Here is a 26,430-nt window from a genome sequence, read left to right as displayed (position 1 = left end):
ACCTGATGAATAGAGCTAGTCAATACGTCGCCGCCTGCCGACACGGGCCCACCCCGGATGTTTCGCTGGACGCATGACGGCAGGCAGCGACAGGGCGACGGGGACGGGGGACGGCGGCATGGACAAGGACCGCGGGCGGGTCGTCCGGCGGGACGCGGCGGTACGGGCCGCGGTGGACCAGGGACTGCTCGGGCCCGGTTCCCCCATCGTGGGCCTGCTCGACGCCACCGGCATCCGGGAGTCGGCGGCGTCGCTCCGGGCGGCGTTCGAGGCGGTGGCGGCGCCGGGGACCCCGGTGCTGCACGCCTTCGCGGTCAAGGCGACCCCGCTCGTGCCGGTGCTGCGGCTGCTGCACGAGGAGGGCATGGGCGCCGAGGTGGCGAGCCCGGGCGAGCTGGCGCTGGCGCGGACGGCGGGGGTGCCGCCCGCCCGCACCGTCCTGGACTCCCCCGCCAAGACCCCGGCCGAGCTGCGCGAGGCGCTGGAGCTGGGCATCGCCGTCAACGCGGACAACCCTCAGGAGCTGGCCCGCATCGACGCCCTCGTGGGGTCCGCCGTCCCTCGCTCACCGCTCGGGATCCGGGTGAACCCGCAGGTCGGCGGGGGCTCCATCGAGGCGCTGTCGACAGCCACGGCGACCTCGAAGTTCGGGGTGGGGCTGTGCGACGAGGGCGCGCGCGAGTGGGTCGTACGGGCGTATCTGGACCGCCCCTGGCTGACAAGGCTGCACGCCCACACCGGATCCCAGGGCATCCCGCTCCCCCTGATGGCACGGGGAGTGGCGCAGGCGTACGCGCTCGCGGAGGAGATCAACGCGCGCGTGGGACGGCGGCAGATCGACACCCTCGACATCGGCGGCGGGCTGCCGGTCAACTTCGGCTCGGAGGCGACCGCGCCGACGTACGCGCAGTACGCGCGGCTGCTGGGCGAGGTGGTGCCGGGGCTGTTCGACGGGCGGTACGGGCTGGTGACCGAGTTCGGGCGGTCGCTGCTGGCCAAGCAGGGCACGGTGGTGGCCCGGGTGGAGTACACCAAGAGCGCCGGCGGGCGACCGGTCGCCGTGACCCACGCGGGCGTGCAGGTCGCGACGCGCACGGTGTACGTACCGGGGGCGTGGCCGCTGCGCCTCGCCGCGTACGACGCGAAGGGGCGGCCCAAGACGGGACCCGAGGTGGTGCAGGACGTCGCAGGGCCCGCCTGCTTCGCCGGCGACCTGCTCGCCGAGGGCCGCGCCCTCGCCCCGCTCGAACCGGGCGACCACGTGGCGGCGCTGGACACCGGCGCCTACTACTTCGCGCACCACTACGCCTACAACTCCCTGCCCCGGCCCGGGATTTACGGCTTCACCCCGGACGGCTCGGGAGGTATCGCCTTCGCGACCGTGCGCGAGCCGCAGACGGTCCGGGAAATCGTGGCGGAGGCGGGAGGGGAGCACGCGGCGGCGCTCACCACCCTGCGCGCACCCGAGCGCGCTTGAGGCACGCCGAGCGCACCCGGCGCATCTGGTGTGAAACCCGGGTCAGTTGACCCACATTAGCCCCTCGACCGCATGTTCCACCGGAAAATGCCGTAACCCTCGCCGTCGCCGCACACCGTGCGTAGCGTCTCCATCACTCAGCCGAAGCCCCAGGCGGGAGGGGAACAACGGTGCCCGGAATCGACGAGTGCCTACTGGAAGCCATGCGGCTGCCCGGTGCGAGAGGCGCCGCGCTGGTCGACTGGACGAGCGGACTTGCCCTGGGCACCGTCGGGGAGTCCCCGGGCGGCGACCACGAGACCACGGCGGCGGAGGCCGCCGAACTGGCCCGGCTGGCCGCCGAGCACGGGGCGTTCGCCTCCGCCGAGGACCCCGACGGCGAGCGGCCCCCGGTCGAGGACCTGATCGTCAGCAACCGCGACAGCTACCACCTGCTGCGGTTCGTGGACACGTCCTTCGACAGCAGCGTGTTCCTGCACCTGTGGCTGACCCGTACGGAGGGCAACCTCGCCCTGGCCCGCATACGCCTGGGCGAGATGGCCGAGCGGCTGGTGCTGGGATGACCGTGGTCGACACCCCGCCGCCGCCCCGGTTGCCGGTGCGCAGCAAGCCGGCCGCCGCCGAGCCGGCCTGGGGCGGCGTATCGCCGATGCTGACCCGGCTCGCCGCCGAACAGGCCACCGGCGTCCTGGTCCGCGAACGCGGCACGCTCTACCTCGCCGAGGGCCGCGTGGTGCACGCCGAGAGCCCCCTGACGCCCGGCCTGGAGCTGCTGCTGACCGCCCACGGCACGCTGGAGGCCGCGGTGTGGCGGGACGCCGTGGCCCGGGCCGACGACCGGCACGGCGCGGCCCACCTGCTGCTGGACGGCGGCCATCTGTCCGAGGGCGCCCTGGAACTGTGCCACCTGGGCGCGCTGTACGACGCCGCCTACTTCGCGCTCGCCCCGAGCAGCGCCCCGGGCCGCTTCCGCTACGGCATCGCCCACCGGCTCGGCCCCGTCCTGCCGGTCCCGGTGGCCGACCTGGAGCGCGAGACCCTGCGCCGGCGCGAGCTGCTGCGGCGCATCTGGCCCGACGCCAGGCCGGACAGCGCCCCGCTGGTGCGGACGTACGCCACCGCCGCACCGAAGCTCACACCCCGCCAGCACGCGCTCCTGGAGCGGATCGACGGCGCCCGCACTGCCACCGACCTGGCCCGGGAGCTGGGCCGGCAGGCGTTCCACACCCTGGTGGACGTACGGCGCCTGGCGGCCGCCGGACTCGTCGCACCACGGGATGCGCCCGGGCCGGCCGGCGGCGGGGAGACACCCACGCTCGCCGAGCGGTTGGCGTACACCACCGACCCCCACATCACGCTGCTGAAGAGGCTCAGGGATGCGCTGGAGGCCCTTTGAGAGGAGACACCGGATGGCAGCCGAGCCGGAAATCCTGGACGAACTACGCCGGTTGAGAGCCCGTGTACCCCAGCTCACCGGCGCCCTCGCCGCGAGTGTCGACGGCCTCGTACTGGCCCACGACACCCCGGGCGTGGAGCCGGAGAGCGTGGCGGCACTCACCGCGGCCGCGCTCGGCGTCGCCGTACGCATGGCGGACGTCACCGGCCAGGGCGACCTGCGCGAACTGCTCGTGCGGGGCGCCTACGGCTATGTCGCGACCTACGCGGCGGGCAGCACCGCGGTGCTGACCCTGCTCGCCCAGGACCGCGTCAACGTCGGCCGCCTCCACCTGGAGGGCCGCAGGGCCGGCGCCCGCATCGGGGAACTGGTCGACGCCGAAGCGGCGGCCAAGGCCCCCGGCAAGGCGCCCGCGAAGCCCGCGAAACCGGCCACCAGGACCGGCACCACACGGACCAGAACCACGCGCGCACCACGCACCACTGCCACCAACGCGCGTACCACCACCGAAAGTTGAGAGAACAAGGAGACCCGCCATGGCCAACACCGAGACCTGCCTGAAGGAAGCGCTCGCCTCCATCGAGGGCGCGACCGGCGTCGCGCTCGTCGACTACACCAGCGGCATGGCGCTGGGCACGATGGGCGGCAGCAAGAGCTTCGACCTGAACGTCGCCGCGGCAGGCAACACCGATGTCGTACGGGCCAAGATGCGCACCATGGAACACCTCGGCCTCAAGGCGCAGATCGAGGACATCCTGATCACCCTGTCCGACCAGTACCACCTGATCCGCCTGATCAGCGGGCGCGGCGGCAACGGCCTGTTCCTGTACCTCGTCCTCGACGGCAAGCGGGCCAACCTGGCGATGGCCCGTCACCAGCTGAAGAGGATCGAGGAGGACCTGGAGGTCTGATCCGGCGCCCCCGGAGACTGGACGAGCGCCGCGGTGCGGCGACGTGCCCCGCCCGGGGCCGCGTCGCCCGCCGCGAGGCCCGTGGCGTGGTAGGCGCGGACCGTCCTGCCCGCGGGCGTCCGCCGCGCCTGCCGAGCCGGTCGACGTGCACCCACAACGGGGCGTCCCCGGACCGTTCCAGCCGGCCGAGCCAGGCGGCCTTCAGCCACAGCCCCGCCCCTGCCCGCGGCCGGCGGCATGCTGCCGGCCGCGGGCAGGACGAAGGAGCCGCCCGGCGCGGCCACGAACGCCGACAGCAGCCACCAGCGGTGCCCCCGGCGCCAGACCCGGACACCGACCGCCCGGCCCTGGAGCACGTCGTGCCGTCCGGCGCGGGAGGCGCCACGCGCGAGTGCCTGATGGCGCCGGCGCCGCGCGCGGGCCACGACGGCCACCTTCACCAGGAAGAGCGCGGCCCCCGCGAGGACACCGATCCGGCGCCCGGTCGGCCCCGGCACCAGCACCCCGATCCCCGCCGCGAGCACCCCGAGCCACCACAGCGGCGCCGCCCCGGCCCGTACCACGGCGGCCACCCGGGCCAGGCCCCGACCTCCGCGATCCGCACGACCTCCGCGTGCCACGTGCTGTCTCCTCGTCGTCCCGGCACACTCGTCGGTGCGGGCAGGCCGACGAGCGTCCGTGGGACGAATCCGAGAGTTCCCGCGCCGCGTAAGGAGCGTCACTCCACGAACAGGCCCCGCGCCGCCGCCTTCCCGTCGAACTCCTCCAGCCGCGCCTGCGCGTCGGGCAGGTCGTCGCACATGGCCTCCAGAAGCACCCGGCCCAGCAGCATCGGCGCGCACGCGGTGTCGAAGGCGAGCCCGGTGCCGACCGCCGCGGGCAGCAGCAGGTCGGAGTGCTTGGCGACCGGCGCGAAGGCCGAGTCCGCGACCGTGACGACGGTCAGCCCCGCGTCCTTGGCGTAGGCGAGGGTGTCCACGACCTCGCGCGGATGGCGCGGCAGCGCGAAGCACAGCAGCGCCGAGGCGCCCGCCCGTACGGCCCCGTCGATGCGGTCCTGGATCATCGTGCCGCCCTCGTCGAGCAGCCGTACGTCGGGGTGGACCTTGCCGGCGAAGTACGCGAAGCCGTAGGCCTGGGAGGCCGCGGCCCGCAGGCCCAGGACGGGCAGCGGACGGGAGGCGGCGAGAACACGGCCCGCCTCCCGCACCGGCCGCGGATCGGCCAGCGCCTCCGCCAGGTGCCGGAGGTTCTCGATCTCGGCCTCGACCGCCTGCTGGTACTCGTTGTAGGAGGCCGGCTGAGCCACGGGTTCGGCGGGCGCGACCTCGCGCAGATGCCGGCGCAGCGCCGGGTAGCCGTCGAAGCCGAGCGCGACCGCGAAGCGGGTCACCGACGGCTGGCTGACCCCGGCCAGCTCGGCCAGTTCGACGCTGGACAGGAACGGCACGTCGGCGGCGCGCCGCACCATGCTGTGCGCGATGCGCCGCTGGGTCGGCGTGAGCCGGTGTCCTTCGAAGAGCGCCTGCAACCGTGCGGCAGGGCTGTCGGTCCCGCTCATGACGTGCTTCCCCTCCAGAAGTCGTCGACGCCCCGGGAGGCTACCTCCCCGACCAGTTTCTATTCAGACACCAAGAACTCTGCATGAGGTCATGCAGTCACGGCAAGGGACGGCAGGAGACCGGCCAAGTGTGTCCGAACGGTCACCCCGGCGACACCGGCGGCGGCCTGCCCCCGCCGAACAGGGGGGCTATCCCCAGTGCGGCGGGCGCCCCGGCTGCCTAGCCTGGTCCGCATGACCGGAATGGACGCGCGGGACGCCGATCTGAAGAAGGAACTCAACGCCTCCCTGCAGGCCCGCAGGGAGCTGGGCGAGGAGTACGAGTCCGCGCTGGTCGACTCGTTCCTGGAGAAGGTCGACCAGCGCATCGACAGCGCCGTCGAACGCCGGGTGCGCCGGCAGCTCGCCGAGCAGCAGATGACGACGGCCCGTGACTCCCGCTCGCCGAAGGCCACCGACTCCTGGGGCGAGCGCTTCGGCTTCGGCATCGTCTCCCTGGTACTGGCCGTCCCGCTGTCCGCGATCGGCGGCGGCGTCGGTGACCTGCCCGGCCTCATCGCCGCCTGGGTCGGCATCGTGGGCGTCAACGCCGTCCAGGCCGCCCGCGCCAACCCCGGACTGTTCACGGGCCGCCGGGGCTCGGCCAAGGACGACGCCTGGGAGAACTGAGCGGAAGCTGTGCGCGGGGACCGCCACACCCCCGTGTGACCGGGGGGCGGGACGACGGCGGTCCCCGCGCGGGGGGACGCGGGCCGGCTCAGGGCCGGGCAGGCGCGTCCACGGCGTCCATGGAGGTCCGGGAGCCGCTCCGGAGGCCCTGGCGCCGTTCGCACCCCCTACTCTTCCGGACCCGTGTTAAGCGGGTGCTGCGGGCACGTGAACGCTCGCACCACTTCCGTGACTGCCTACTGCTTCCCGCTCTTGGCCAGGAAGGCGAGCAGGTCCTGACGGCTGACCACACCGGTCGGCTTGCCCTCCACCAGCACGATCGCCGCATCCGCCGTGCCGAGCACCGCCATCAGGTCGCCGACCGGCTCACCGGAGCCGACCTGCGGCAGCGGGGCCGACATGTGCTTCTCCAGCGGGTCCTCCAACGAGGCCCGCTTGGTGAACAGCGCGTCCAGCAGTTCCCGTTCCACCACGGACCCCACGACCTCCGCCGCCATGACGTCCGGGTGACCGGCGCCCGGCTTCACGATCGGCATCTGCGAGACGCCGTATTCGCGCAGCACCTCGATGGCCTGGCCGACCGTCTCGTCCGGGTGCATGTGGACCAGGGACGGGATGCCGTCCTCCTTGTCGTTCAGCACGTCACCGACCCGCGCGCTCGGGCCCTCGTCCTCCAGGAAGCCGTAGTCGGCCATCCATTCATCATTGAAGATCTTGCTGAGGTACCCGCGCCCGCTGTCCGGCAGCAGCACCACCACGACGTCGTCCGGGCCGAGCCGTTCGGCCACGCGCAGGGCGGCGACGACCGCCATGCCGCAGGAGCCGCCGACCAGGAGGCCCTCCTCCTTGGCCAGGCGGCGGGTCATCTGGAAGGAGTCCTTGTCGGACACGGCCACGATCTCGTCGGCCACGGTCCGGTCGTAGGCGGTCGGCCAGAAGTCCTCGCCGACGCCCTCGACGAGGTACGGCCGTCCGGAGCCGCCGGAGTACACCGAGCCCTCGGGGTCGGCACCGATCACCCTGACCTTGCCGTCGCTGGCGTCCTTCAGGTAGCGGCCGGTGCCGGAGATGGTGCCGCCGGTGCCGACGCCGGCCACGAAGTGGGTGATCCTCCCCTCGGTCTGCTCCCAGAGCTCGGGGCCGGTGGAGTGATAGTGCGAGAGGGGGTTGTTGGGGTTCGAGTACTGGTCGGGCTTCCAGGCGCCCGGCGTCTCCCGCACCAGCCGGTCGGAGACGTTGTAGTACGAGTCCGGGTGCTCGGGCGCGACGGCCGTCGGGCACACGACCACTTCCGCGCCGTATGCGCGCAGCACGTTGATCTTGTCGGTGGAGACCTTGTCCGGGCAGACGAAGACGCACTTGTAGCCCTTCTGCTGGGCCACGATGGCGAGGCCGACGCCGGTGTTGCCACTGGTCGGCTCGACGATCGTCCCGCCGGGCTTGAGCTCCCCGCTCTGCTCGGCCGCCTCGATCATGCGCAGGGCGATGCGGTCCTTCACGGAACCGCCCGGGTTGAAGTACTCGACCTTGGCCAGGACGGTCGCCTTGATGCCCTTGGTGACGTTGTTGAGCCGCACCAGCGGGGTGTTGCCGACGAGGCTGATCATCGAGTCGTGGAATTGCACCGTTGTCTCCGGTCGCTGCAAAAGGTGTGGTCGTAATGGTTCCGCCAGCGTAGGCCAGGGGCGCGGCTCCGGGGGCGGGCGTTCACTCCCCGTCGAGATTGGACCACGGTCGGTACGGGGCAAGGAGTGGGTGTACGGCTACGCAGGAGGTGGCGGCGGGCATGACGAGCATGTCGAGGGCGAGGGTGGCCCGGCGGATCGCGGCCGGTGCCGCGTACGGGGGCGGCGGGCTCGGCCTGGTCGGCGCGGCCGCCGTCGGTCTGCTGCTGGCCGAGGTGCAGATGGCCAAGCGTCACGTGGGCAACGGCACGGACAATCACGTGCCGGTCGCGGACGGTCTGTACGGCCATGTGTACGGCATCCCCGGCGAGCTGCCGCTGAGCCTGGTCATGCTCGGTGACTCCACGGCCGCGGGCCAGGGCGTCCACCGGGCCGGGCAGACGCCGGGCGCTCTGCTGGCGTCGGGGCTCGCGGCGGTGGCGGAGCGTCCGGTGCGGCTGCGGAACGTCGCCGCACCCGGGGCGCAGTCCGACGACCTGGACCGGCAGGTGGCGCTGGTGCTCGCCGATCCGGCGCAGGTCCCGGACATCTGCGTGATCATGGTCGGCGCGAACGACGTGACCCGCCGGATGCCGCCGACCCGCTCGGTGCGGCATCTGTCGGCGGCGGTACGGCGGCTGCGTACGGCGGGGGCGGAGGTCGTCGTGGGCACCTGTCCCGACCTGGGCACGATCGAGCCGGTCCAGCAGCCGCTGCGGTGGCTGGCCCGGCGCGCCTCACGGCAGCTGGCGGCGGCGCAGACGATCGGAGTGGTGGAGCAGGGGGGCCGGACCGTGTCGCTGGGCGATCTGCTCGGACCCGAGTTCGAGGCGAATCCGCGGGAGCTGTTCGGGCCGGACAACTACCACCCCTCCGCCGAGGGGTACGCCACGGCGGCGATGGCGGTGCTGCCGACGGTGTGCGCGGCGCTGGGGCTGTGGCCGGCGGAGGAGGAACGTCCGGACGTGTCGCGGCGCGAGGGCTTCCTGCCGGTGGCCCGTGCGGCGGCGGAGGCGGCGTCGGAGGCGGGTACGGAGGTCACGGCCGCCATGCCCACCGGGCCGCGGGGGCCGTGGGCCCTGCTCAAGCGGCGTCGGCGGAGGAGGGTGCCGGAGCCGCAGCCCGCGCCGGTGACTCCGTCGGTTTGAGGGTGGGCGCGACCGGATGACAGCCAAGCAAGCGCTTAGACAAGTGCGGTCAGGGTCACACCGCGGTTCCCGTGACCTTCGCCATACGGGCGGGTAACTTCCAAGCAGCCGCCCCTCACCCATACGTACGCCCACCCGCCACCCGGCCACCACCCCTCAACGAGGCGCTACGCGCCGCCCCACTGATACGGAGCCGTGATGCCCGAAGCCGTCATCGTCTCGACCGCCCGCTCCCCCATCGGCCGCGCTTTCAAGGGCTCCCTCAAGGACCTGCGCCCCGACGACCTCACCGCCACGATCGTCCAGGCCGCCCTCGCGAAGGTCCCCGAGCTGGACCCGAGGGACATCGACGACCTGATGCTCGGCTGCGGCCTGCCCGGCGGCGAGCAGGGCAACAACCTCGGCCGGATCGTCGCCGTGCAGATGGGCATGGACCACCTGCCCGGCTGCACGATCACCCGCTACTGCTCCTCCTCCCTCCAGACCTCCCGCATGGCCCTGCACGCCATCAAGGCCGGTGAGGGCGACGTGTTCGTCTCGGCCGGTGTGGAGATGGTCTCCCGGTTCACCAAGGGCAACTCCGACAGCCTGCCGGACACGCACAACCCGCTGTTCGCCGAGGCGGAGGCCCGTACCGCGGCCGTGGCCGAGCAGGAGGGCACCACCTGGCACGACCCGCGCGAGGACGGCCTGATCCCCGACGCCTACATCGCGATGGGCCAGACCGCGGAGAACCTCGCCCGCTGGAAGGGCGTCACCCGCCAGGAGATGGACGAGTTCGGCGTCCGCTCGCAGAACCTCGCCGAGGAGGCCCTCAAGAACGGCTTCTGGGAGCGGGAGATCACCCCGGTGACGCTGCCCGACGGTACCGTCATCAGCAAGGACGACGGTCCGCGCCCGGGCGTGACCGTGGAGGGCGTGGCCGGTCTCAAGCCGGTCTTCCGCCCCGACGGGCTGGTCACCGCCGGCAACTGCTGCCCGCTCAACGACGGCGCCGCCGCGCTCGTCATCATGTCCGACACCAAGGCCCGCGAGCTGGGCCTGACCCCGCTCGCCCGGATCGTCTCCACCGGCGTCTCCGGCCTCTCGCCGGAGATCATGGGCCTCGGCCCGGTCGAGGCCAGCAAGCAGGCCCTGCAGCGGGCCGGGCTGACCATCGACGACATCGACCTGGTCGAGATCAACGAGGCCTTCGCCGCCCAGGTGATCCCCTCCTACCGCGACCTGAACATCCCGTTGGAGAAGCTGAACGTCAACGGCGGCGCGATCGCCGTCGGCCACCCCTTCGGCATGACCGGCGCCCGTATCACCGGCACGCTGATCAACTCCCTGCGGTTCCACGACAAGCAGTTCGGCCTGGAGACGATGTGCGTCGGCGGCGGCCAGGGCATGGCGATGGTCATCGAGCGCCTCAGCTGACCCTCTGGACGACGGGACACGCGGCCGTCCGGAAGACCGTCAGTGGCCGCCTTACCACCCGCCGTGATCGAACGGCCCGGAATCCAGGAAACGCCTGGATTCCGGGCCGTTTTGTGATCCAATCTCCCTCAGGATGTGACCTTTCTCCCTCGGCAGAGGGATCCTCGCAGGTCAGCGTTTTCCCTCAGGAAACCCACAGGTCGCTTTCCTGCCCGTTTCGTGACGTTACGCACTGACAACTGGATAGTCCGCCCTTCAAGCTGATGTAGGAAGTCGGGGATCGACCTTGAACCCGGGAGTACGTCAGTGAGCGCCATGCCGATCGCCTTGCTGCTTACCACGGCCGCCACCGGCGCCGTGGGCGTCGCCGTCCTGCGCACCCTTTTCGCCCTGCGGCGCCAGGTCGCGGCTCTGCAGAAGCAGCTGGCGGAGAACCACGCCGCCACCGCGCGCGCCCTGCTGCCCGACGCCCGCGGCCACGCTGACGCGGAGCAGATACGTGCCGCCGTGGTCCAGGCGCTCGCCGAGGAACGGGAGCGGGAACTGGCCGAGGCACGGGCGTTCTGGGCCGCCCAGGAAGCCAGGGACGCCGCCGACGCGCCCTCCCTGCTCGGGCTGCCCGACAGCGAGCTGTTCCTGCCCCGGCAGGCCGACTGCGCGGGGCTGGAGCACCTGGAGCCGGTGGCCGAGACCGGCTCGGAGGCCGACGAGCAGGCCGCCTCCGGCGAGTCCCCGGAGCTGGCCGCGGCCCGCCGCCGGCACCCCTCGCACCCGGACTTCACGCCCCGCCCGTCCCCGGTCGTGGACGACCACGAGCGCACGGTGGCCGCCCTGGAGGAGCTGGCCGCGACCCGCGTGGAGCTGACCGACGTCCGCCCGGGCCCGCTGGGCACCCTCGACGTCTACGTCTTCGCCGACGGTACGACCCTGTGCATGACCCCGGGTCACCGGGAGACCGCCGAGCGCCTGGCCGCCGCCCTGTGCACGGGCGAGTCCCCGGTCCTGCTGGGCGGTTCGGGCGTCTCCGGCGCCTACACGCTCACCTTCGCCTGCGGTGAGGAGAACGTGTACATCCTGGCGGACCGCGTCATCGCCTCCCTGTAGCCGGGGCCCGCGACCGGGGTCAGACCCTCGCCCGCCGCTGCGCCTCCTGCACCAGACGTACGGCCTCCGCCACCTCGTCCTCGGTTTTCAGTACGAGCGCCAGATCGTGTCCGGCGACGGTGACCTGGTCCGCGGCCGCGAACATCCCCGCGTCCGGCATCTCCCGCGGCTCGGTCCCGGGGCGCTCGGCGAGCTGGGCCCGCCGGGCGAACTCCCTGGCCAGCGCCAGTGCCTCGGCGGCGCCGGCCCGCTGCAACCGGCTCTGCGGCGCCGCCCTGAGGCGGTCGGCGAAGTGATCCACTGCCCGGGTCAGAGAAGTCGTGTCCACCACGCCGCGAGACTACGCGTCGCACCAGGACTGTTGCCAACACGCGAACCCTCGGGCACGGTGACGTGAAGGACCGGCTTCGTCGAATGCGTCCGGAGGCGCCGATGTCCCAAGTCTTCTCCGAGGAGACCCATCGCAATCTGCTCGCCCGCATCCCCCACTGCACCGGTCGTGAGATCTCCGACTGGCTGCGCACCGTCGAAGAAGGCCCCGCGCTCCGCTTCGAAGAGAAGGTCAGCTGGCTCCGCCACGAACACAACCTCGCGTACGGCCACGCCAAGGCGATCATCCACGAGTACGACCTGAGGAGGGCCGCGCGCAAACTGCTCTAGGCGCGCACCGTCGGCACGGCGAAGGGCCCCGGGGAAACCCCGGGGCCCTTCCGTGTTCTCTCGGTTCTCTCGGTTCTCTCGGCGTGTCGCCGGTGGACTAGTCGCTCTGGTTGAGGATCGCGATGATCCGCAGGAACTCCATGTAGATCCACACCAGCGTCAGCGTGAGGCCGAAGGCCGCGAGCCAGGCCTCCTCGCGCGGGGCGCCGTAGGCGATGCCGTCCTCGACCTGCTTGAAGTCCAGGGCGAGGAAGCAGGCGCCGAGGATGATGCCGACGACACCGAAGAAGATGCCGAGCGGGCCGCTGCGGAAGCCGAGGCCGTCACCGCCGCCGAACACGGCGAACAGCATGTTCACCATCATCAGCAGCACGAAGCCGAGCGCCGCCGCCATCACGAAGCCGTAGAACCGGCGGTTGACGCGGATCCAGCCCGCCTTGTAGGCCAGCAGGACGCCGCCGAAGACCGCCATCGTGCCGAGCACGGCCTGCATGGCCGCGCCGCTGGCGATGTGGGTGTCGACGATGTTGGAGACGACGCCGAGGAACACGCCCTCGACGGCGGCGTAGGTCAGGATCAGCGCGGGCGAGGCCTTGCGCTTGAAGGACTGCACCAGGGCCAGCACCATGCCGACCAGCGCGGCGCCGATCCCGATGGCGTAGGTACGGCCGATGTTGGCGCCGTCGACCGGCAGCAGCGCCCAGGCGAGCGCGGCCGTCACGACCAGCGTGCCGAGCGTGGACGCCGTGCGCAGGACGACGTCGTCCATCGTCATCCGGCCGGTGGTGGCCGGGGCCTGCGGCGGCGTGCCGTACTGCAGGTCCTGCTGAGCGTAGGGGTTCTGCGCGTAGGGGTTGCCGCTCGGCTGGGCGTACGGGTTGCCCTGCGCGTACGGATTGGCCTGCGTGCCGACAGCGGGACCCCCGGCCTGCGGCGCGGTGTTGAAGCCCGCGTAGCCGTTGTCGCGGCTGAACCCCCGTCGCGAGAAGACCGGGTTTCTGCTCCTCATCTCACTCCTCCATGGCCGCACTGCGCAGCCTTGGCCCAAGAGTAATGGAAAGGCAAAGGATGGGCCCTAGTACCTAGGAAGGATCTTTCCCTCCTCGTGCTGTCGAACACGCTACGCGACCAGGTGATTCCCGGCAGCGGACGGTGTCATTCATCACCAAGCCGCGACCCGTCCGGAACCGGCCGGAGACAACCGGCCGGTTTCCGGGCACCGTCCGCCTGCTCGGACCGTCCGTCAGTCGAGCGGGAACCCGGTGTAGCCCAGGGCGAGGTCGGTCTCGGCGGCCCGGCAGGAGCTGATGCGGTCCAGACGGGCCAGCTGCAGGCGCCGGTCGAACGGGATGGCGTCGGGGGCGCGGTGCAGCATCGTCGTCATGTCGTAGCTGAACCGCTCGGCCTGCCAGACGCGCCGCAGGCAGTTCGCCGAATAGGCGTCGAGGAGCTCGGCGGACCCGGTCTCCTTCTGGTGCACGAGCGCCCGCGCGAAGGTGACGACGTCCCCGACGGCGAGGTTCAGCCCCTTGGCGCCGGTCGGCGGCACGATGTGGGCGGCGTCCCCGGCGAGGAACAGCCGGCCGTGGCGCATGGGCTCGTGGACGTAGGAGCGCATGGGGGTCACCGACTTCTGGGTGATCGGCCCGCGCCGCAGGGTCCAGTCGTCGTCCGTCTCCAACCGCCGCTCGAGCTCGTCCCAGATCTGCTCGTCGCTCCACGTCCCGGCGTCGGTGTCCGCCGGCACCTGGAGGTAGAGCCGGGAGACGGACGGGGAGCGCATGGACAGCAGGGCGAACCCGCGGTCGTGGCGGGCGTAGATCAGCTCGTCGTGCGAGGGGGGCACGTCGGCGAGGATGCCGAGCCAGCCGAAGGGGTACGTCCGCTCGAACACCTGGGAGATCGAGGCGGGGATCGCCTTGCGGGCCACGCCCCAGAAGCCGTCGGCCCCGACGACGTAGTCGCACTCGAGGACGTCCTCGCGCCCCTCGTGGCGGAACCGGATGGAGGGACGGTCGGTCTCGGCCCCCTCCACGGCCAGCGCCTCCGCCCCGAACAGCAGCGGACCGCCCTCCTTGAGCTGCAGGGCGATGAGGTCCTTGCACACCTCGGTCTGGGCGTAGACCATCACGGACCGCCCGCCGGTGAGCGCGGGGAAGTCGACGCGGTGCCGGCGCCGGTCGAAGCGCAGCTCGATCCCGTCGTGCTCGAGCCCCTCGCGGTCCATCCGCTCCGCGGCCCCGGCCGCGCGCAGCACGTCGACGGTGCCCTGCTCCAGGATTCCGGCCCGCTGCCGGTGCTCGACGTAGGCGCGGTCGCGGCTCTCCAGGACGACCGAGTCGATCCCGGCGTTGTGGAGCAGCCGGGCGAGGAGCAGGCCGGCCGGTCCGGCTCCGATGATGCCGACGGTGGTGCGCATCGGTCGTTCCCTTCGGGTTGGCGTCATTGCCTGGAGGCGGGTCGAGCGTGTTCGTGTAGTGAAAAATTCTTCACTCAAGCGTCCCCTGAGTTTCCGTCCGGACTCACCCGATGTCAATGGTGTCCCCACACGCGAGCGACCGCCGGGTCCGCGCGATCAGGTCGCGGACCCGGCGGTCGGCCAAGGGGGACGGACGGGCTACGGCGCGGTCAGCGGCCCGGCCAGCCGTCCAGGTGGCGGTGCATGGTCACGGCGGGCCGCACGTCGCCCTTGGGGGCGTTCGCGACCGCGTCGTGCAGGACGTCGGTGACCTCGGCGGCGAGAGCGTCCACCTGTGATTTCAGCTCCACCGCGGGCAGCGAGGACCGGGTCAGCCCGTCGAGCCGGCGGTGCAGGTCGGTGAGCCGCCGCTGGGTGGTGGCGTCGAAGCGGAACGCCGTGGGCGTGGAGACGACGAACTGGTAGGCCCCGGCGAGGGTCTGGCAGCCCGTGCATTTCTTGTTCACCGCGTCACTGCGGTTCACGGCGTTCAGGCGCGTGTGCTCCCCGGCGATCGTCACGATCTGGAAGGACAGCGCCACCGAACGGCACGCGTCGTCGGCCGAGCACCCGGTGGAGACGGCGTTGGCCTGGTTGCGCACACCGGCCGCGTTCACCGTGCCGAACTGCCGGACCGTGAACGAGTCCTTCGCCTGTGTGTGGTGCAACCGGTCGGCATGGGTGAACACATTGTCCGACGCGACCGCGGCATGCGGCGCGGCCGTCGCCGCCTGCGCCGGCACAGCGGTCGCCACCCCGGCAACCCCGGCGGCGAACAACCCTATCCGCACGGCCCGCTGAGAAATCGGCCGACTGCTGGAACGAGGTTTCCGATGACTGCTCATGAAGTCTCCTGTGATGGATGGTCATACATAGCTGCGGGCAGTCGTGCCTCCCCCGAGCTCTTCGAGCAGGGGGACCCCCAGGGGGGCACGGGTGGGCGCAGCAGCACCCCTCGAGCAGGGCGGGCGCACCCACCCCCGGCCCGCGTCAGGGCGACCCAGCCGGACTCTCCGGCCCACTGACGACCGGCGGCGCGGACACGCTCTCGGTCGGCAACGACGCCGACACGCTCTCCGACGGCGTGGGCGCGGCCGCGCTCTCCGACGGCGTAGGCGCAGCCACCGGCTCCTCCACCGCGCCCTTGCCGCTCGGCACCGCCTTCGGCGAAGCACTCGGCTTCCCCGACGCCGCCACCGACTCCCCCGCCGACGCCGACGCACGGCCCGACGCCGTTCCCGAAGGCCCGCCGCCCGGCCCCGCCGACACGCCCGTCGTCCCGGCGGACCCCGACGGCACGGCGGAGGCCCCGGCCGAGGGCCCGCCCGGCTCCGGCCCGTCCGGCGTCGACGCGTGCCGCGGCTGCGGCTCCTGCGTGGACACCCCCGGCTGCAGAATCGGCGCGATCGGCGGCTTCTTCGGCAGCGGCTGCGGCGTCATCCCGGACACCCACGCGTAGCTCAGCCCCGTGAGACCGGCCAGCGCGAGCGCGCACACCGTCACCCGGAGTCCCGGCCGACCCTCCGTGGCCCGCTTGGCGACCCGGAAGAGGCGGCCGCCCAGCTTCACGGAGAGATAGACGACACCCGCCATCGGGCACAGCAGCATGACGCAGCCGATGAGGCCTACCAGGCCCTCGACGACCTGCCCGTGCACGAACGCCGAGCCGGTGCCGCCGACCTGCTCGGCCAGCGACCGGATCATCGTGGCGACGATCCGGGGCAGGTTCCACAGGGCGTACCCGAGTTCGCCGACGAGCAGCGGCACCATGGTCAGCACCCAGGTGGCGACGATCGTGCGGGCCGACTTCTTCAGCCCGGCGACCTCCTTGCGGGCGGCCCGGCCCTTCCGTCCCGGCAGCAGGCCGAGCAGGATCGGCTTGATCTTGCCGTACAGGTCGGGCACCCCGGCCAGGTCGCCGAGGATGTAGTAGCCGTCCAGCCGGACGGCCGGCATCAGCTGCTCCAGGATCTCGAAGTGCCCGAGGTAGACGGCGGCCAGGAAGAACTGCGCCTGGGTGGCGAAGTACGCCCCGGCCATGGCCAGCATGAAGACGACGTTGAAGTAGATCCCGCCCAGGTCGGTGCGCAGCCGTCCGCCGCGCCCGATCCGGTAGACGTCGGTGACGTCGGTGTACATCGACGGCCAGATGAGGAACAGCCCGCAGCCGATGCACCCGGGTCTCGCACCGCCGTACCGGCAGGCGGAGGCGTGGCCGAACTCGTGGAAGACGAGCGAGGCCACGGTGAGGACGAAGACGATGAGGATGAGCACCGGCTGGTCGAGGACCTCGAGCACCGGCTCGATCGCCCCGAAGAAGCCGAACAGCCAGACGTCCATGACGACCGCCGCGGCCAGCACCAGCGCGACCGCGGCCGGCCGGTGCAGCCAGGCGAAGGTCCGGGCGATCTTCGCCGTACGGCGCTCGTTGAAGATCACCCGGTGGCCCTTGAGGGCGAGCAGGAGGTCGGAGCGCGGGGCGTCGACCTCCTCGCTCTCCTGGCCGTCGGGGACCGTCACTCCGAGCGGTTCGAGCTTGTTCTCGACCAGGTAGCGGATGTTGTCGCCGCTGACCTCCCGCCCGAACCGCGCGCTGACGCGGTGGGCGATGGTCTCGACGTCGCGGACGCCGTCGATGGACGACGCCACGAGATACAGCAGCCGTGACAGCTGCACGACCTGCCCGTCCCCCCGACGGGCGATGTACTTGGGTTCGGTGAAGCCCGACCCCTGGTACTCGCCGTGCAGTCGCAGTCCCGCGCTCAGCCGCGGAACGAGTGCCGCCGGCTGTTCGACGACCGGCAGGCTGCCGGTCGCCACCTGCTCGTAGGTCACCGGCCAGCCGCCGGGCCCGGGAACCGGACCCGTGTCGTGCAGCGGCGGCGCCCCGTCTCCGAGCACCGTCATGTGTGGTCTCCCCCCACGTCCTCCCCGCTCTCCCCCCTGATCCGGGTCCGGGGGCGGAACCCCGGCCCGGTCCCGGAGGTGAACCCCCCGGTCCGACTCCGGGGGCGGCCCGCGCCGTACCCCTGCGCGGTCCGCCCCCGGATCTGCTGCCGTGGCAGGCGCCGTAGCGGCGCCGTCACGGCACTGCCGTTACTGCGAGACGTTGATGCTCTGCAGCGCCGTCGACTGGGCGGACGAGAAGGCGGAGTGGTCGTTGAGCGCGCCGGACTCGTTGACGGCCGAGATGTTGGCGACGTGCTTGGTGACGTTGACCGTCTTGCCGAAGCTGAACTTCAGCCGGCCCAGGGCCTCACGGCCCGGCAGCAGCTCCGCGGACTCGGTGTCCAGCTCGTGCATGTCCATGCTCATGATGGATGTCCTTTCGTGTCTTACGGGATCGGGTTCGACCGGGAGTGGGTGTTACTGGGCGACGTTGATGCTCTGGGCGGCGCCGGAGTCGGCCACGGACCACAGCGAGTGGTCGTTGAGGGCGGCGGACTGGTTGGCGGCCGAGACGTTGGCGACGTGCTTGGTGACGTTGACCGACTTGGTGAAGCTGAACTTCAGCCGGCCCAGGGCCTCGCGTCCCGGCAGCAGCTCCGCGGACTCGGCCTCGAGCTCGTGGGCGTCCATCATGATCAATTCCCCCTCAGGGATGGGCGTTTCCGGTCGGACCGAGTCAGGTTCCCCCCGGACTCCGTCCAACTTGGTCGGACGAGCTGTCCAACGAGATTGGACACTAGGGCCTCGGGGACCCCTCGCGCAACCCCATTCGCCGATCCCCTCTCGGCCGTCCGCGCCGACGCCCGTAGAATCGGGCCCCACGTGGAGGGATGACCGCGGGTTTTGCCAGGCAGCGAGCAGGAAGTGACCATCAGTGGCCAACGCACTGCAGCAGTTGATCCGTGAGCGCCTCGACCGCAAGGGCTGGTCATACGGCGACGTAGCGCGCCGCGGCGGCGTTCCCCGCTCCACCGTCCACCACCTGGCCACCGCCGAGCGCGTGGTGCGCATGCCCCAGCCGGCCACGCTGGAGGGGCTCTCCAAGGGCCTGGAACTGCCGCTCGACACCGTGCGCCGCGCCGCCGCCGAGGCCTGCGGCATCCACGTCTACGGCCCAGGGTCCGGCGCGGACACCGAGGGCGGCGCCCCGCGCTCCACCGACCCCGAGGTCGACCTCCTCATCGCCAGCGTCCAGAAGCTGTCGGCCGACGACCGCCGGCACGTCGCCGCTCTGGTGGAGTCCCTGCTGGACCGCTCCACGCGGGAGAAGTGACCCCGCGGGCCACCGGTCGGCCGTCGGATGACACCGAACGCCCGTTCTCCCACCAACTCGGAAAAAGAATCCGGACGGCCCCAAATCCGCCGAGATCCACCGCTAGTCTCTCCCTGCCCGAGACGCGAAAGCCGCACGACCCGGGCTCCCAGGGGGGACATGTGTTGTTCGTGCATGGCGGACCGACCACAGCGGTGGTCCGGAATCCCGCCGGAGACGCGATGGTCCTGCTGTCCGGTGAACTGCCCGAGGTGCTCACCGACGAGGCCCTCGCCGAGCTCCTGGACCTGGCCGCCGCGATCCTGGACGCCGACGAACTGGTCCTGTTCGGCAAGTGCCTGCAGACCCTGCGCCGCAACGGCATGCGCGCCGGCCGCCGCATCGAGGTCGGCGGAGCCGTGCTGACGGTCTACGAGGGCTGACCGCCCGCGCCGCGGTTCGATCAAGGAACCGTATGCGCCGGTCCGGCAGCCGCGTGGTTCACCGGCTCCGCCCCGACCGGCCTCCAGTTCCATGCGGTGGTGACGGCCCTCTTCGCCGGAAGAACGGCCGTCCGCTCCACCTGTCCGACGGCATCCGGTACGCGCTCGCGGCCGTGTTCCTCCTGCCCGGCGCCCGGGCCGAACCGGCCGCTCCCGGGGCGGCGGTCGTCCTCACGGCCGGCGAAGCGTACGCCGCCTGGGCCGCCGCGCAGCCCCCGCTCTCGACGAAGAGCGGCTACGAGCACCAGGAACTGCGACTGCGCCGTGCCGGTCCGGTCCGCACCGTGGCCGTGCGAGGCACCGGGGCCACCGACCTGCCCGCGGCCCGGCACACCCTGTCCACGCCCAGGCCCGCGTCCGACGGCGATCGGACGGTCCCGAGGCACACACGGCATCGACGGAGCCGTACGGACGGTCGACGAGGACTGACCGTGGGTGACGGGTGGTGCCCGGAGCCGGACTTGAACCGGCACGCCCGCGAAGGGGCAGCGAGGTTTAAGCTCGCCGTGTCTGCATTCCACCATCCGGGCAGGCCATGGGGTCCGCGCTGGGTCTCCGAGCCTATCGGGATGCTTTCCCCGGGCAGCGGGCGGGTCGAATCATGTTGTCTTATTTCATGGGTAACTGATGAAGCATCAGCCCCACGGAGTGGCCATCGGCACTTGCCAGCAGCCTTGTGGACAGCGGCCGACCACGTACGCGGAATGACGGAATTTCACCCTCCGAACCAGGGGGCTCCACCTGTTCCGAACATCCCCGGTCGGGGGACGCGTCTCAGGGGCGGCCGTCATTCCCAGGTATGACGTGCTCGGCCGCGGTCCGACCCGAGTCGGCCCCCGGAACCGGAACTGCGGCTGACTACACGGGCCGGATCGGCCGCAACGATGGTTCGTGTCCCCGAGAACGTCGCCGTCCCGTCAGGAGCACCACCCGTGACCACCTCTTCCATCGCCGGCCGGACCACCGCCGTGGCCGCGCGCGCCAGGGATCTGTCGAAGATCTACGGACAGGGCGAGACCCGGGTGGTCGCGCTCGACCGGGTCTCGGTCGACTTCCAGCAGGCCGAGTTCACGGCGATCATGGGGCCGTCCGGGTCCGGCAAGTCCACGCTGATGCACTGTGTGGCGGGTCTGGACACCTTCTCCTCCGGTTCGGTGCTCATCGGTGACACCGAGCTCGGCTCGCTGAAGGACAAACAGCTCACCAGGTTGCGCCGGGACAAGATCGGTTTCATCTTCCAGGCGTTCAACCTGCTGCCGACGCTCACGGCCCTGGAGAACATCACCCTCCCGATGGACATCGCCGGCCGCAGGCCGGACCAGAAGTGGCTGGACTCCGTGATCGGCATGGTCGGGCTCGCCGACCGGCTGGGCCACCGGCCCTCCCAGCTGTCCGGCGGCCAGCAGCAGCGTGTCGCCGTCGCCCGGGCGCTGGCCTCCAAGCCGGACATCATCTTCGGCGACGAACCCACCGGAAACCTCGACTCACGCTCCGGCGCCGAGGTGCTCGGCTTCCTGCGCAACTCCGTGCGCGAGCTCGGCCGGACCGTGGTGATGGTGACCCACGACCCGGTGGCGGCGGCGTACGCGGACCGCGTCGTCTTCCTCGCGGACGGCCGGATCGTGGACGAGGTGTACGGGCCGACGGCGGATGCCGTTCTGGACCGCATGAAGCAGTTCGACGGCAAGAGCCGCACCAGCTGATCCCCCTCCCCGTACACCTCGTACACGTACCTCTGGACTGAGACAGAACCATGTTCCGCACCGCCTTGCGCAACGTACTCGCGCACAAGGCCCGGCTCCTCATGACCGTGCTCGCCGTGATGCTCGGCGTCGCCTTCGTGTCCGGGACCCTGGTCTTCACCAACACCATCTCGGACGCGTACCAGAACAGCTCCGCCAAGGGCTTCGGCCACGTCGACGTGGCCGTGGAGGCCACGTACCAGGAGGGCAAGGGCGACCGGCTCGGCAAGCGGGCCGAGCTGACCCAGGCGCTGCTGGACGACAGCGCCCGCGTACCGGGGGCCGCCTCCGCCATCGGTGTCGTCCGGGGCTTCACCGCGATCGCCGGCAAGGACGGCAAGCTGATCGGCGGCGGCTTCCGGTCCCAGGGCGGCAACTACTGGGGCAGCGAGGACCCCCGGTACCCGCTGAAGTCCGGCGCCGCCCCGCACGGCGAGGGTCAGGTCCTCATCGACTCCGAGACCGCCCGCCGCGCCGGCTACGAGGTCGGCGACACCATCCGCATCTCCGTCGACGGTCCCGTCCTGACGCCCACCGTCACCGGCATCTTCACCACCGACGACGGCAACGTCGCCGCCGGCGGCAGCCTCGCCCTGTTCGACACGGCGACCGCGCAGAAGCTGTTCGGCAAGCCGGGCACGTACGACGAGATCGACGTGAAGGCGAAGGCGGGCACCAGCCAGGCGGCGCTGAAGGCGCAGCTGGACCGGGCGCTGCCCAGCGGCAGGACCGGGACGATCACCGGCGAGCAGCTCGCCGACGACCAGGCGCGGATGATCTCGGACTCGATGAGCGGGCTGCGTCAGGGGCTGCTGGTCTTCGCCGGGATCGCGCTGTTCGTCGGTACGTTCATCATCGCCAACACCTTCTCCATGCTGGTCGCCCAGCGCACCAAGGAGCTGGCGCTGCTGCGCGCGGTGGGCGCCTCGCGCCGGCAGGTCACCCGGTCGGTGCTGATCGAGGCGTTCGTGGTGGGCGCGGTGGCCGCCGTGACCGGTCTGGTCGCCGGTATCGGCATCGGCGCGGGGCTGAAGTCCCTCATGGGAACGCTGGGCGCCACCGTCCCGGACGGGCCGCTGGTCGTCGCGCCCGGCACGGTCGTCACCGCCCTGGCGGTCGGCGTCCTCGTGACCATGCTGGCCGCGTGGCTGCCCGGCCGCCGGGCCGCCAAGATCCCGCCGGTGGCGGCGATGAGCAGCGTGCACGCGAAGGCGACCACCAAGTCGCTGGTGCTGCGCAACATCATCGGCGCCCTGTTCTCGGCCGCCGGTGTCGCGGTGGTCCTGACGGCCACGACGATGGACGCCGACTCCGCCCAGGCCCCCATGGGTCTCGGCGCGGTGCTGCTGATCACCGGCGTGTTCGTCCTGACACCGCTGCTGTCCCGCCCGCTGATCGCCGCCGCGGCCCCGGTCCTGCGCGCGTTCGGCGTGGCCGGCAAGCTGGCCCGGCAGAACTCGGTGCGCAACCCGCGCCGTACGGCGGCCACCGCGTCCGCGCTGATGATCGGCCTGACCTTGATCACCGGCATGACGGTGACGGCGGGCAGCCTGCAGCACGCGATCGACAAGATGGCCTCGTCCGCGATCCGCGCCGACTACGTGGTGTCGATGGCGAACGGCAACTTCCTCTCCCCGGACGTCGACAAGAAGCTGCGCGCCACCGAGGGCGTCACCGCCACCAGCCCGCTGCGCAACGCGCCCTCCCGTATCGAGGGCCGGACCGAGTACCTGACCGGTGTCAACGGCTCCGCGATCGGCGAGCTGACGGACCTGAAGGTCGAGGACGGTTCCTTCACGGTCGGCGGCACCCGGGTCGTCGTCGACGACAGGACCGCGAAGTCCCGTCACTGGAAGGCCGGTTCGAGCTTCACCGTCGCCTACGAGGACGGCAGGAAGCAGAAGCTGACGGTCGCCGGGGTCTACGAGGGCAACGAGATGATCCGCGGGATCATGCTGGACAACGCCACCCTCTCCCCGCACCAGTCCGACCCCACCGACATGCAGGTCATGGTCAGGACCGCCGACGGCGCGTCCGACGCGACCAAGGACAGGCTGGTCAAGGCCCTCGGCTCCAACCCGGCCATCCAGATCCAGGACAAGAAGGACATCTCCAGCGCCATCGCGCAGATGTTCACGCTGATGCTGAACATGCTCTACGGCCTGCTCGCCATGGCGGTGATCGTGGCGGTCCTCGGTGTCATCAACACCCTGGCGATGTCGGTGTTCGAGCGCTCCCAGGAGATCGGCATGCTCCGCGCGATCGGCCTGGACCGCAGGGGCGTCAAGCGGATGGTCCGCCTGGAGTCCCTGGTGATCTCCCTGTTCGGCGGCGTCCTCGGCATCGGACTCGGCGTGTTCTTCGGCTGGGCGGCCGGTGAACTGCTCGGCACCAGGATGGCGACGTACGAACTGGTCCTGCCCTGGGGGAGGCTGGCCGTCTTCCTGCTGCTGGCGGCGGCGGTCGGTGTGCTGGCGGCCCTGTGGCCGGCCCGGCGCGCGGCCCGTCTGAACATGCTGCAGGCCATCAAGTCGGAGTAGCCGTACCCCGGACGGTGCCCCGCTCCAGCGCGGAACGGGGCACCTTTCGGGGTATCCGTCAGACGGCCGGCGCACCCCACGTACGGGCCCGCAGCGGCATCCCCGAGTCGCCGGACTCGGGGGTCCTCACGGCCAGCACCTGGTTGACGCCGATGCGGTTGCGCTCGAAGGCGACGGCCGAGGCCGCCATGTACAGCTGCCAGACGCGGGCGCGACCAGGGCCGGTGAGCCGTACCGCGCGGTCCCAGTGCGTCTCCAGGTTGGCGACCCAGCGGCGCAGGGTGAGCGCGTAGTGCTCGCGGATCGACTCCACGTCGCGCACCTCGAACCCGGCGCGTTCCAGCTGGGTGACGGTGGTGCCGACGGGGGCGAGTTCGCCGTCGGGGAAGACGTAGGCGCCGATGAACTCGTCCACGTGGTACACCGACTCGTCCCGCTGCGGGCGTCGGCCGATCTGGTGGTTGAGGAGCCGTCCGCCGGGCACGAGCAGGGCGTAAAGGGCTCGCGCGTACTCCAGGTAGGGGGCGGCGCCGACGTGTTCGGCCATGCCGATGGAGGAGATGGCGTCGTACGGCCCGTCGTCCACGTCCCGGTAGTCCTGGACGCGGATCTCCACCCGGTCGGTGAGCCCTTCGTCGGCGACGCGTTTACGGGCGTACGCGGCCTGTTCCTGGGACAGGGTGACCCCGACGACGCTCACGCCGTGCTCGCGGGCCGCGTGGATGGCCATGGAGCCCCAGCCGCAGCCGACGTCGAGGAGGCGCCGGCCGGGCTCCAGGCCGAGCTTGCGGGAGATGAGTTCGAGCTTGTCGCGCTGGGCCTGTTCGAGGGTGGCGCGCGGCTCGGGGGCCGGCCAGTAGGCGCAGGAGTACACCATGGACGGGCCGAGGACGAGTTCGTAGAAGTCGTTGCCGACGTCGTAGTGGTGGCTGATGGCGCGCTTGTCGCTGCGTTTGGTGTGCACGGGGCCGCGGCGCCGGCGGACCTCCTCTCGGGGCGGGGCGGGCGGCAGCGGGGGCCCGGCCATCTTCACCAGTCCGCGGACGGCGGCCCGCACTTCGGGGTCGCGCAGCGCCCGGGTGAGCCCGGGGGCGTCCTCCTCGCGCTCCCAGATGAGGCCGACGAGCAGGTCCAGGGCGGTGTAGAGGTCCCCCTCGACGGTCAGGTCCCCGGCCACCCAGGCGCGGGCCAGGCCCAGTTCACCGGGTTTGAACAGCAGCCGTCGCAGGGCGCGGCGGTTGCGTACGACGAGCATCGGTGCCCCGGGCGGCCCCGCCTCCGAACCGTCCCAGGCGCGGATCCGCACCGGGAGCGGGACCCCCGCCAACTGTTCGAGAAATCTCGTGAGCCGCAGCGCGGCGTCGGGCATGGTGAACACCTCCGTGACGACGAACGCCGGAATGTCATCCACCACGTAAACACCGGGACGCCCGCGACGCAGTCCCGCAACGGAGTTACAAATGGGCAAACACCCCGAAGGGCCTCCCGCACCACGGATGGCGGGAGGCCCTTCGGACCGTTCGGTGACCGGGGGTCAGGAGGCCTTGGCCTTTTCCCCGGTCTTCGGGGCGGCGGCGACCGGGGCCGGCTTGGCGGCCTCGTAGAACTCCTCGCGGGGGTTCTCCATCGCGCCGAGGGAGACGACCTCGCGCTTGAGGAACATGGCGAGGGTCCAGTCGGCGAAGACGCGGATCTTGCGGTTCCAGGTCGGCATGGCCATGCCGTGGTAGGTGCGGTGCATGTACCAGGCGAGACGGCCCTTGAACTTGAGCTTCATCTTGCCGACGACGATCATCGCCACGCCCTTGTGGAGGCCGAGGCCCGCGACCGCACCCTTGTTGGCGTGCTCGTACTCCTTCTGCGGGAAGCCCCGCAGGCCGGAGATCACGTTGTCGCCGAGGACCTTGGCCTGGCGCAGCGCGTGCTGGGCGTTCGGCGGGCACCAGGCGTTCTCGTTGCCCGCCTTGCGGCCGACGAGGTCGGGCACCTGGGCGTTGTCGCCGGCGGCCCAGATGTAGTCGGTGCCGGTGACCTGGAGGGTCGGCTGGGTGTCGACGTGGCCGCGCGGGCCGAGCGGCAGACCGAAGCGGGCCAGCGCCGGGTTCGGCTTGACGCCTGCGGTCCAGACGATGGTGTTGGAGTCGACCTCGAGGCCGTTCTTGAGCACCACGTGGCCGTCGACGCAGGAATCCATGGAGGTGGAGAGGTAGACCTCCACACCGCGGCTCTCGAGGTGCTCCTTGCCGTACTGGCCGAGCTTCGGGCCGACCTCGGGAAGGATCTTGTCGGCGGCGTCGACGAGGATGAAGCGCATGTCCTCGCGGGAGACGTTCCGGTAGTACTTGGCCGCGTCCCGGGCCATGTCCTCGACCTCGCCGATGGTCTCGGCGCCGGCGAAGCCACCACCGATGAAGACGAAGGTGAGCGCCTTGCGGCGGATCTCCTCGTCCGTGGTGGAGTCGGCCTTGTCGAGCTGCTCGAGGACGTGGTTGCGCAGGCCGATGGACTCCTCGATGCCCTTCATGCCGATGCCCTGTTCGGCGAGCCCGGGGATCGGGAAGGTGCGGGAGACCGCGCCCATCGCGATGACCAGGTAGTCGAAGGGCAGTTCGTAGGACTCGCCGACCAGCGGGGTGACCGTGGCGACCTTGCGGTCCTGGTCGATGGTGGTGACCCGGCCGGTGAGGACCTCCGCCTTGGGCAGCACGCGTCGCAGCGGGACGACGACGTGCCGGGGGGAGATGTTGCCGGCGGCGGCTTCGGGGAGGAAGGGCTGGTAGGTCATGTACGACCGGGGGTCGACGACCGTGACGGTCGCCTCGCCGTAGCGCATCTTCTTCAGGATGCGCCGAGCCGCGTACAGGCCTACGTACCCACCGCCTACTACGAGGATCCTGGGACGCTCCGTGGTGCTCATGGCATCGAGTATCCCCCCACCCCAGGTGGGTAGCTCGTGCGCCCCTTCACAAGCTTGGGC

At 71.5% G+C, this 26,430-nt stretch carries 25 protein-coding genes, 1 tRNA gene and 1 pseudogene; 14 read left to right on the top strand and 13 right to left on the bottom strand.

Going from position 1 to position 26,430, the window contains the following annotated elements; genetic code table 11:
- The first annotated feature begins 118 nt into the window (after positions 1–118).
- From ACX25U_RS21900 to ACX25U_RS21880, 5 genes are all read left to right on the top strand, one after another.
- Entirely contained in the window at positions 119–1,477 is a 1,359-nt protein-coding gene (locus tag ACX25U_RS21900; protein WP_454394423.1) for a diaminopimelate decarboxylase, read from the top strand.
- A gap of 170 nt (positions 1,478–1,647) precedes the next feature.
- On the top strand, positions 1,648–2,040 hold the full coding sequence (locus ACX25U_RS21895) for a hypothetical protein (protein ID WP_454382469.1): 393 nt from the start codon (positions 1,648–1,650) through the stop codon (positions 2,038–2,040).
- The gene (locus tag ACX25U_RS21890) at positions 2,037–2,873 is read left to right on the top strand and encodes a MarR family transcriptional regulator (RefSeq protein ID WP_454382468.1); all 837 of its coding nucleotides are present in this window, start codon (positions 2,037–2,039) and stop codon (positions 2,871–2,873) included. The genes ACX25U_RS21895 and ACX25U_RS21890 overlap by 4 nt, the downstream gene beginning before the upstream one ends.
- 13 nt (positions 2,874–2,886) lie before the next feature.
- Positions 2,887–3,390: a roadblock/LC7 domain-containing protein gene (locus tag ACX25U_RS21885; protein WP_454382466.1), complete on the top strand. Its 504-nt coding sequence runs from the start codon at positions 2,887–2,889 to the stop codon at positions 3,388–3,390.
- Between the two features lie 19 nt (positions 3,391–3,409).
- Entirely contained in the window at positions 3,410–3,784 is a 375-nt protein-coding gene (locus ACX25U_RS21880) for a hypothetical protein (protein ID WP_454382464.1), read from the top strand.
- On the opposite strand, the pseudogene ACX25U_RS21875 reads toward ACX25U_RS21880, so the two are convergent.
- Positions 3,745–4,356, bottom strand: a pseudogene (locus tag ACX25U_RS21875) (hypothetical protein). The gene ACX25U_RS21880 and the pseudogene ACX25U_RS21875 overlap by 40 nt on opposite strands.
- 146 nt (positions 4,357–4,502) lie before the next feature.
- The gene (locus ACX25U_RS21870) at positions 4,503–5,345 is read right to left on the bottom strand and encodes a MurR/RpiR family transcriptional regulator (protein ID WP_454382462.1); all 843 of its coding nucleotides are present in this window, start codon (positions 5,343–5,345) and stop codon (positions 4,503–4,505) included.
- Positions 5,346–5,588: 243 nt separating this feature from the next.
- Here ACX25U_RS21870 and ACX25U_RS21865 point away from each other — a divergent pair, with 243 nt between their 5' ends.
- Positions 5,589–6,014, top strand: a complete 426-nt coding sequence (locus tag ACX25U_RS21865) for a hypothetical protein (RefSeq protein WP_454394421.1) — start codon at positions 5,589–5,591, stop codon at positions 6,012–6,014.
- Between the two features lie 236 nt (positions 6,015–6,250).
- Here ACX25U_RS21865 and ACX25U_RS21860 read toward each other — a convergent pair whose 3' ends face one another.
- Positions 6,251–7,639 (bottom strand): cystathionine beta-synthase, encoded by a 1,389-nt coding sequence (locus tag ACX25U_RS21860; protein ID WP_454382460.1) that lies wholly within the window; start codon positions 7,637–7,639, stop codon positions 6,251–6,253.
- Between the two features lie 161 nt (positions 7,640–7,800).
- Here ACX25U_RS21860 and ACX25U_RS21855 point away from each other — a divergent pair, with 161 nt between their 5' ends.
- From ACX25U_RS21855 to ACX25U_RS21845, 3 genes are all read left to right on the top strand, one after another.
- Positions 7,801–8,826 carry an SGNH/GDSL hydrolase family protein gene (locus tag ACX25U_RS21855; protein WP_454382458.1) on the top strand — a complete coding sequence of 342 codons (1,026 nt, stop codon included), beginning with the start codon at positions 7,801–7,803 and terminating at the stop codon, positions 8,824–8,826.
- A 198-nt stretch (positions 8,827–9,024) separates the two neighbouring features.
- The gene (locus ACX25U_RS21850) at positions 9,025–10,245 is read left to right on the top strand and encodes an acetyl-CoA C-acetyltransferase (RefSeq protein ID WP_454382456.1); all 1,221 of its coding nucleotides are present in this window, start codon (positions 9,025–9,027) and stop codon (positions 10,243–10,245) included.
- A 306-nt stretch (positions 10,246–10,551) separates the two neighbouring features.
- A complete protein-coding gene (locus tag ACX25U_RS21845) occupies positions 10,552–11,349 on the top strand; it encodes a hypothetical protein (protein WP_454382454.1) in 798 nt (265 codons plus the stop codon).
- 19 nt (positions 11,350–11,368) lie between these two features.
- On the opposite strand, the gene ACX25U_RS21840 is transcribed toward ACX25U_RS21845, so the two are convergent.
- On the bottom strand, positions 11,369–11,680 hold the full coding sequence (locus tag ACX25U_RS21840) for a hypothetical protein (RefSeq protein ID WP_454382452.1): 312 nt from the start codon (positions 11,678–11,680) through the stop codon (positions 11,369–11,371).
- A 101-nt stretch (positions 11,681–11,781) separates the two neighbouring features.
- Here ACX25U_RS21840 and ACX25U_RS21835 point away from each other — a divergent pair, with 101 nt between their 5' ends.
- Entirely contained in the window at positions 11,782–12,009 is a 228-nt protein-coding gene (locus ACX25U_RS21835) for a DUF4287 domain-containing protein (RefSeq protein WP_454382451.1), read from the top strand.
- 97 nt (positions 12,010–12,106) lie between these two features.
- Here the strand turns inward: ACX25U_RS21835 and ACX25U_RS21830 are convergent, their stop codons facing one another.
- From ACX25U_RS21830 to ACX25U_RS21805, 6 genes are all read right to left on the bottom strand, one after another.
- The gene (locus ACX25U_RS21830; RefSeq protein ID WP_454382450.1) at positions 12,107–13,018 is read right to left on the bottom strand and encodes a Bax inhibitor-1/YccA family protein; all 912 of its coding nucleotides are present in this window, start codon (positions 13,016–13,018) and stop codon (positions 12,107–12,109) included.
- Between the two features lie 234 nt (positions 13,019–13,252).
- A complete protein-coding gene (locus tag ACX25U_RS21825; RefSeq protein WP_454382449.1) occupies positions 13,253–14,428 on the bottom strand; it encodes a 4-hydroxybenzoate 3-monooxygenase in 1,176 nt (391 codons plus the stop codon).
- Between the two features lie 209 nt (positions 14,429–14,637).
- Positions 14,638–15,222, bottom strand: a complete 585-nt coding sequence (locus ACX25U_RS21820; RefSeq protein WP_454382448.1) for a hypothetical protein — start codon at positions 15,220–15,222, stop codon at positions 14,638–14,640.
- 235 nt (positions 15,223–15,457) lie between these two features.
- Entirely contained in the window at positions 15,458–17,374 is a 1,917-nt protein-coding gene (locus ACX25U_RS21815; protein ID WP_454382446.1) for a hypothetical protein, read from the bottom strand.
- 189 nt (positions 17,375–17,563) lie between these two features.
- Positions 17,564–17,782 (bottom strand): hypothetical protein, encoded by a 219-nt coding sequence (locus tag ACX25U_RS21810; RefSeq protein ID WP_454382445.1) that lies wholly within the window; start codon positions 17,780–17,782, stop codon positions 17,564–17,566.
- A 51-nt stretch (positions 17,783–17,833) separates the two neighbouring features.
- A complete protein-coding gene (locus ACX25U_RS21805) occupies positions 17,834–18,049 on the bottom strand; it encodes a hypothetical protein (protein ID WP_454382443.1) in 216 nt (71 codons plus the stop codon).
- Between the two features lie 241 nt (positions 18,050–18,290).
- On the opposite strand from ACX25U_RS21805, the gene ACX25U_RS21800 reads away from it, so the two are divergent.
- Entirely contained in the window at positions 18,291–18,689 is a 399-nt protein-coding gene (locus ACX25U_RS21800) for a helix-turn-helix transcriptional regulator (RefSeq protein WP_454382441.1), read from the top strand.
- A gap of 221 nt (positions 18,690–18,910) precedes the next feature.
- Positions 18,911–19,111, top strand: a complete 201-nt coding sequence (locus ACX25U_RS21795) for a hypothetical protein (RefSeq protein ID WP_454382440.1) — start codon at positions 18,911–18,913, stop codon at positions 19,109–19,111.
- Positions 19,112–19,614: 503 nt separating this feature from the next.
- Here the strand turns inward: ACX25U_RS21795 and ACX25U_RS21790 are convergent.
- A tRNA-Leu gene (locus tag ACX25U_RS21790) sits at positions 19,615–19,701 on the bottom strand.
- Positions 19,702–20,103: 402 nt separating this feature from the next.
- On the opposite strand from ACX25U_RS21790, the gene ACX25U_RS21785 reads away from it, so the two are divergent.
- Positions 20,104–20,874, top strand: a complete 771-nt coding sequence (locus tag ACX25U_RS21785) for an ABC transporter ATP-binding protein (protein WP_454382438.1) — start codon at positions 20,104–20,106, stop codon at positions 20,872–20,874.
- A 50-nt stretch (positions 20,875–20,924) separates the two neighbouring features.
- Positions 20,925–23,453: an ABC transporter permease gene (locus ACX25U_RS21780; protein WP_454382436.1), complete on the top strand. Its 2,529-nt coding sequence runs from the start codon at positions 20,925–20,927 to the stop codon at positions 23,451–23,453.
- A 58-nt stretch (positions 23,454–23,511) separates the two neighbouring features.
- Here the strand turns inward: ACX25U_RS21780 and ACX25U_RS21775 are convergent, their stop codons facing one another.
- Positions 23,512–24,822: a class I SAM-dependent methyltransferase gene (locus ACX25U_RS21775; protein ID WP_454394419.1), complete on the bottom strand. Its 1,311-nt coding sequence runs from the start codon at positions 24,820–24,822 to the stop codon at positions 23,512–23,514.
- Positions 24,823–24,987: 165 nt separating this feature from the next.
- Entirely contained in the window at positions 24,988–26,370 is a 1,383-nt protein-coding gene (locus ACX25U_RS21770; protein WP_454382434.1) for an NAD(P)/FAD-dependent oxidoreductase, read from the bottom strand.
- Positions 26,371–26,430 lie beyond the last annotated feature (60 nt).

The sequence above is a fragment of the Streptomyces sp. JNUCC 63 genome, assembly GCF_054366325.1.
Note: the sequence above shows the minus strand (reverse complement) of the source record. Positions and strands in the feature narration are given on the sequence as shown.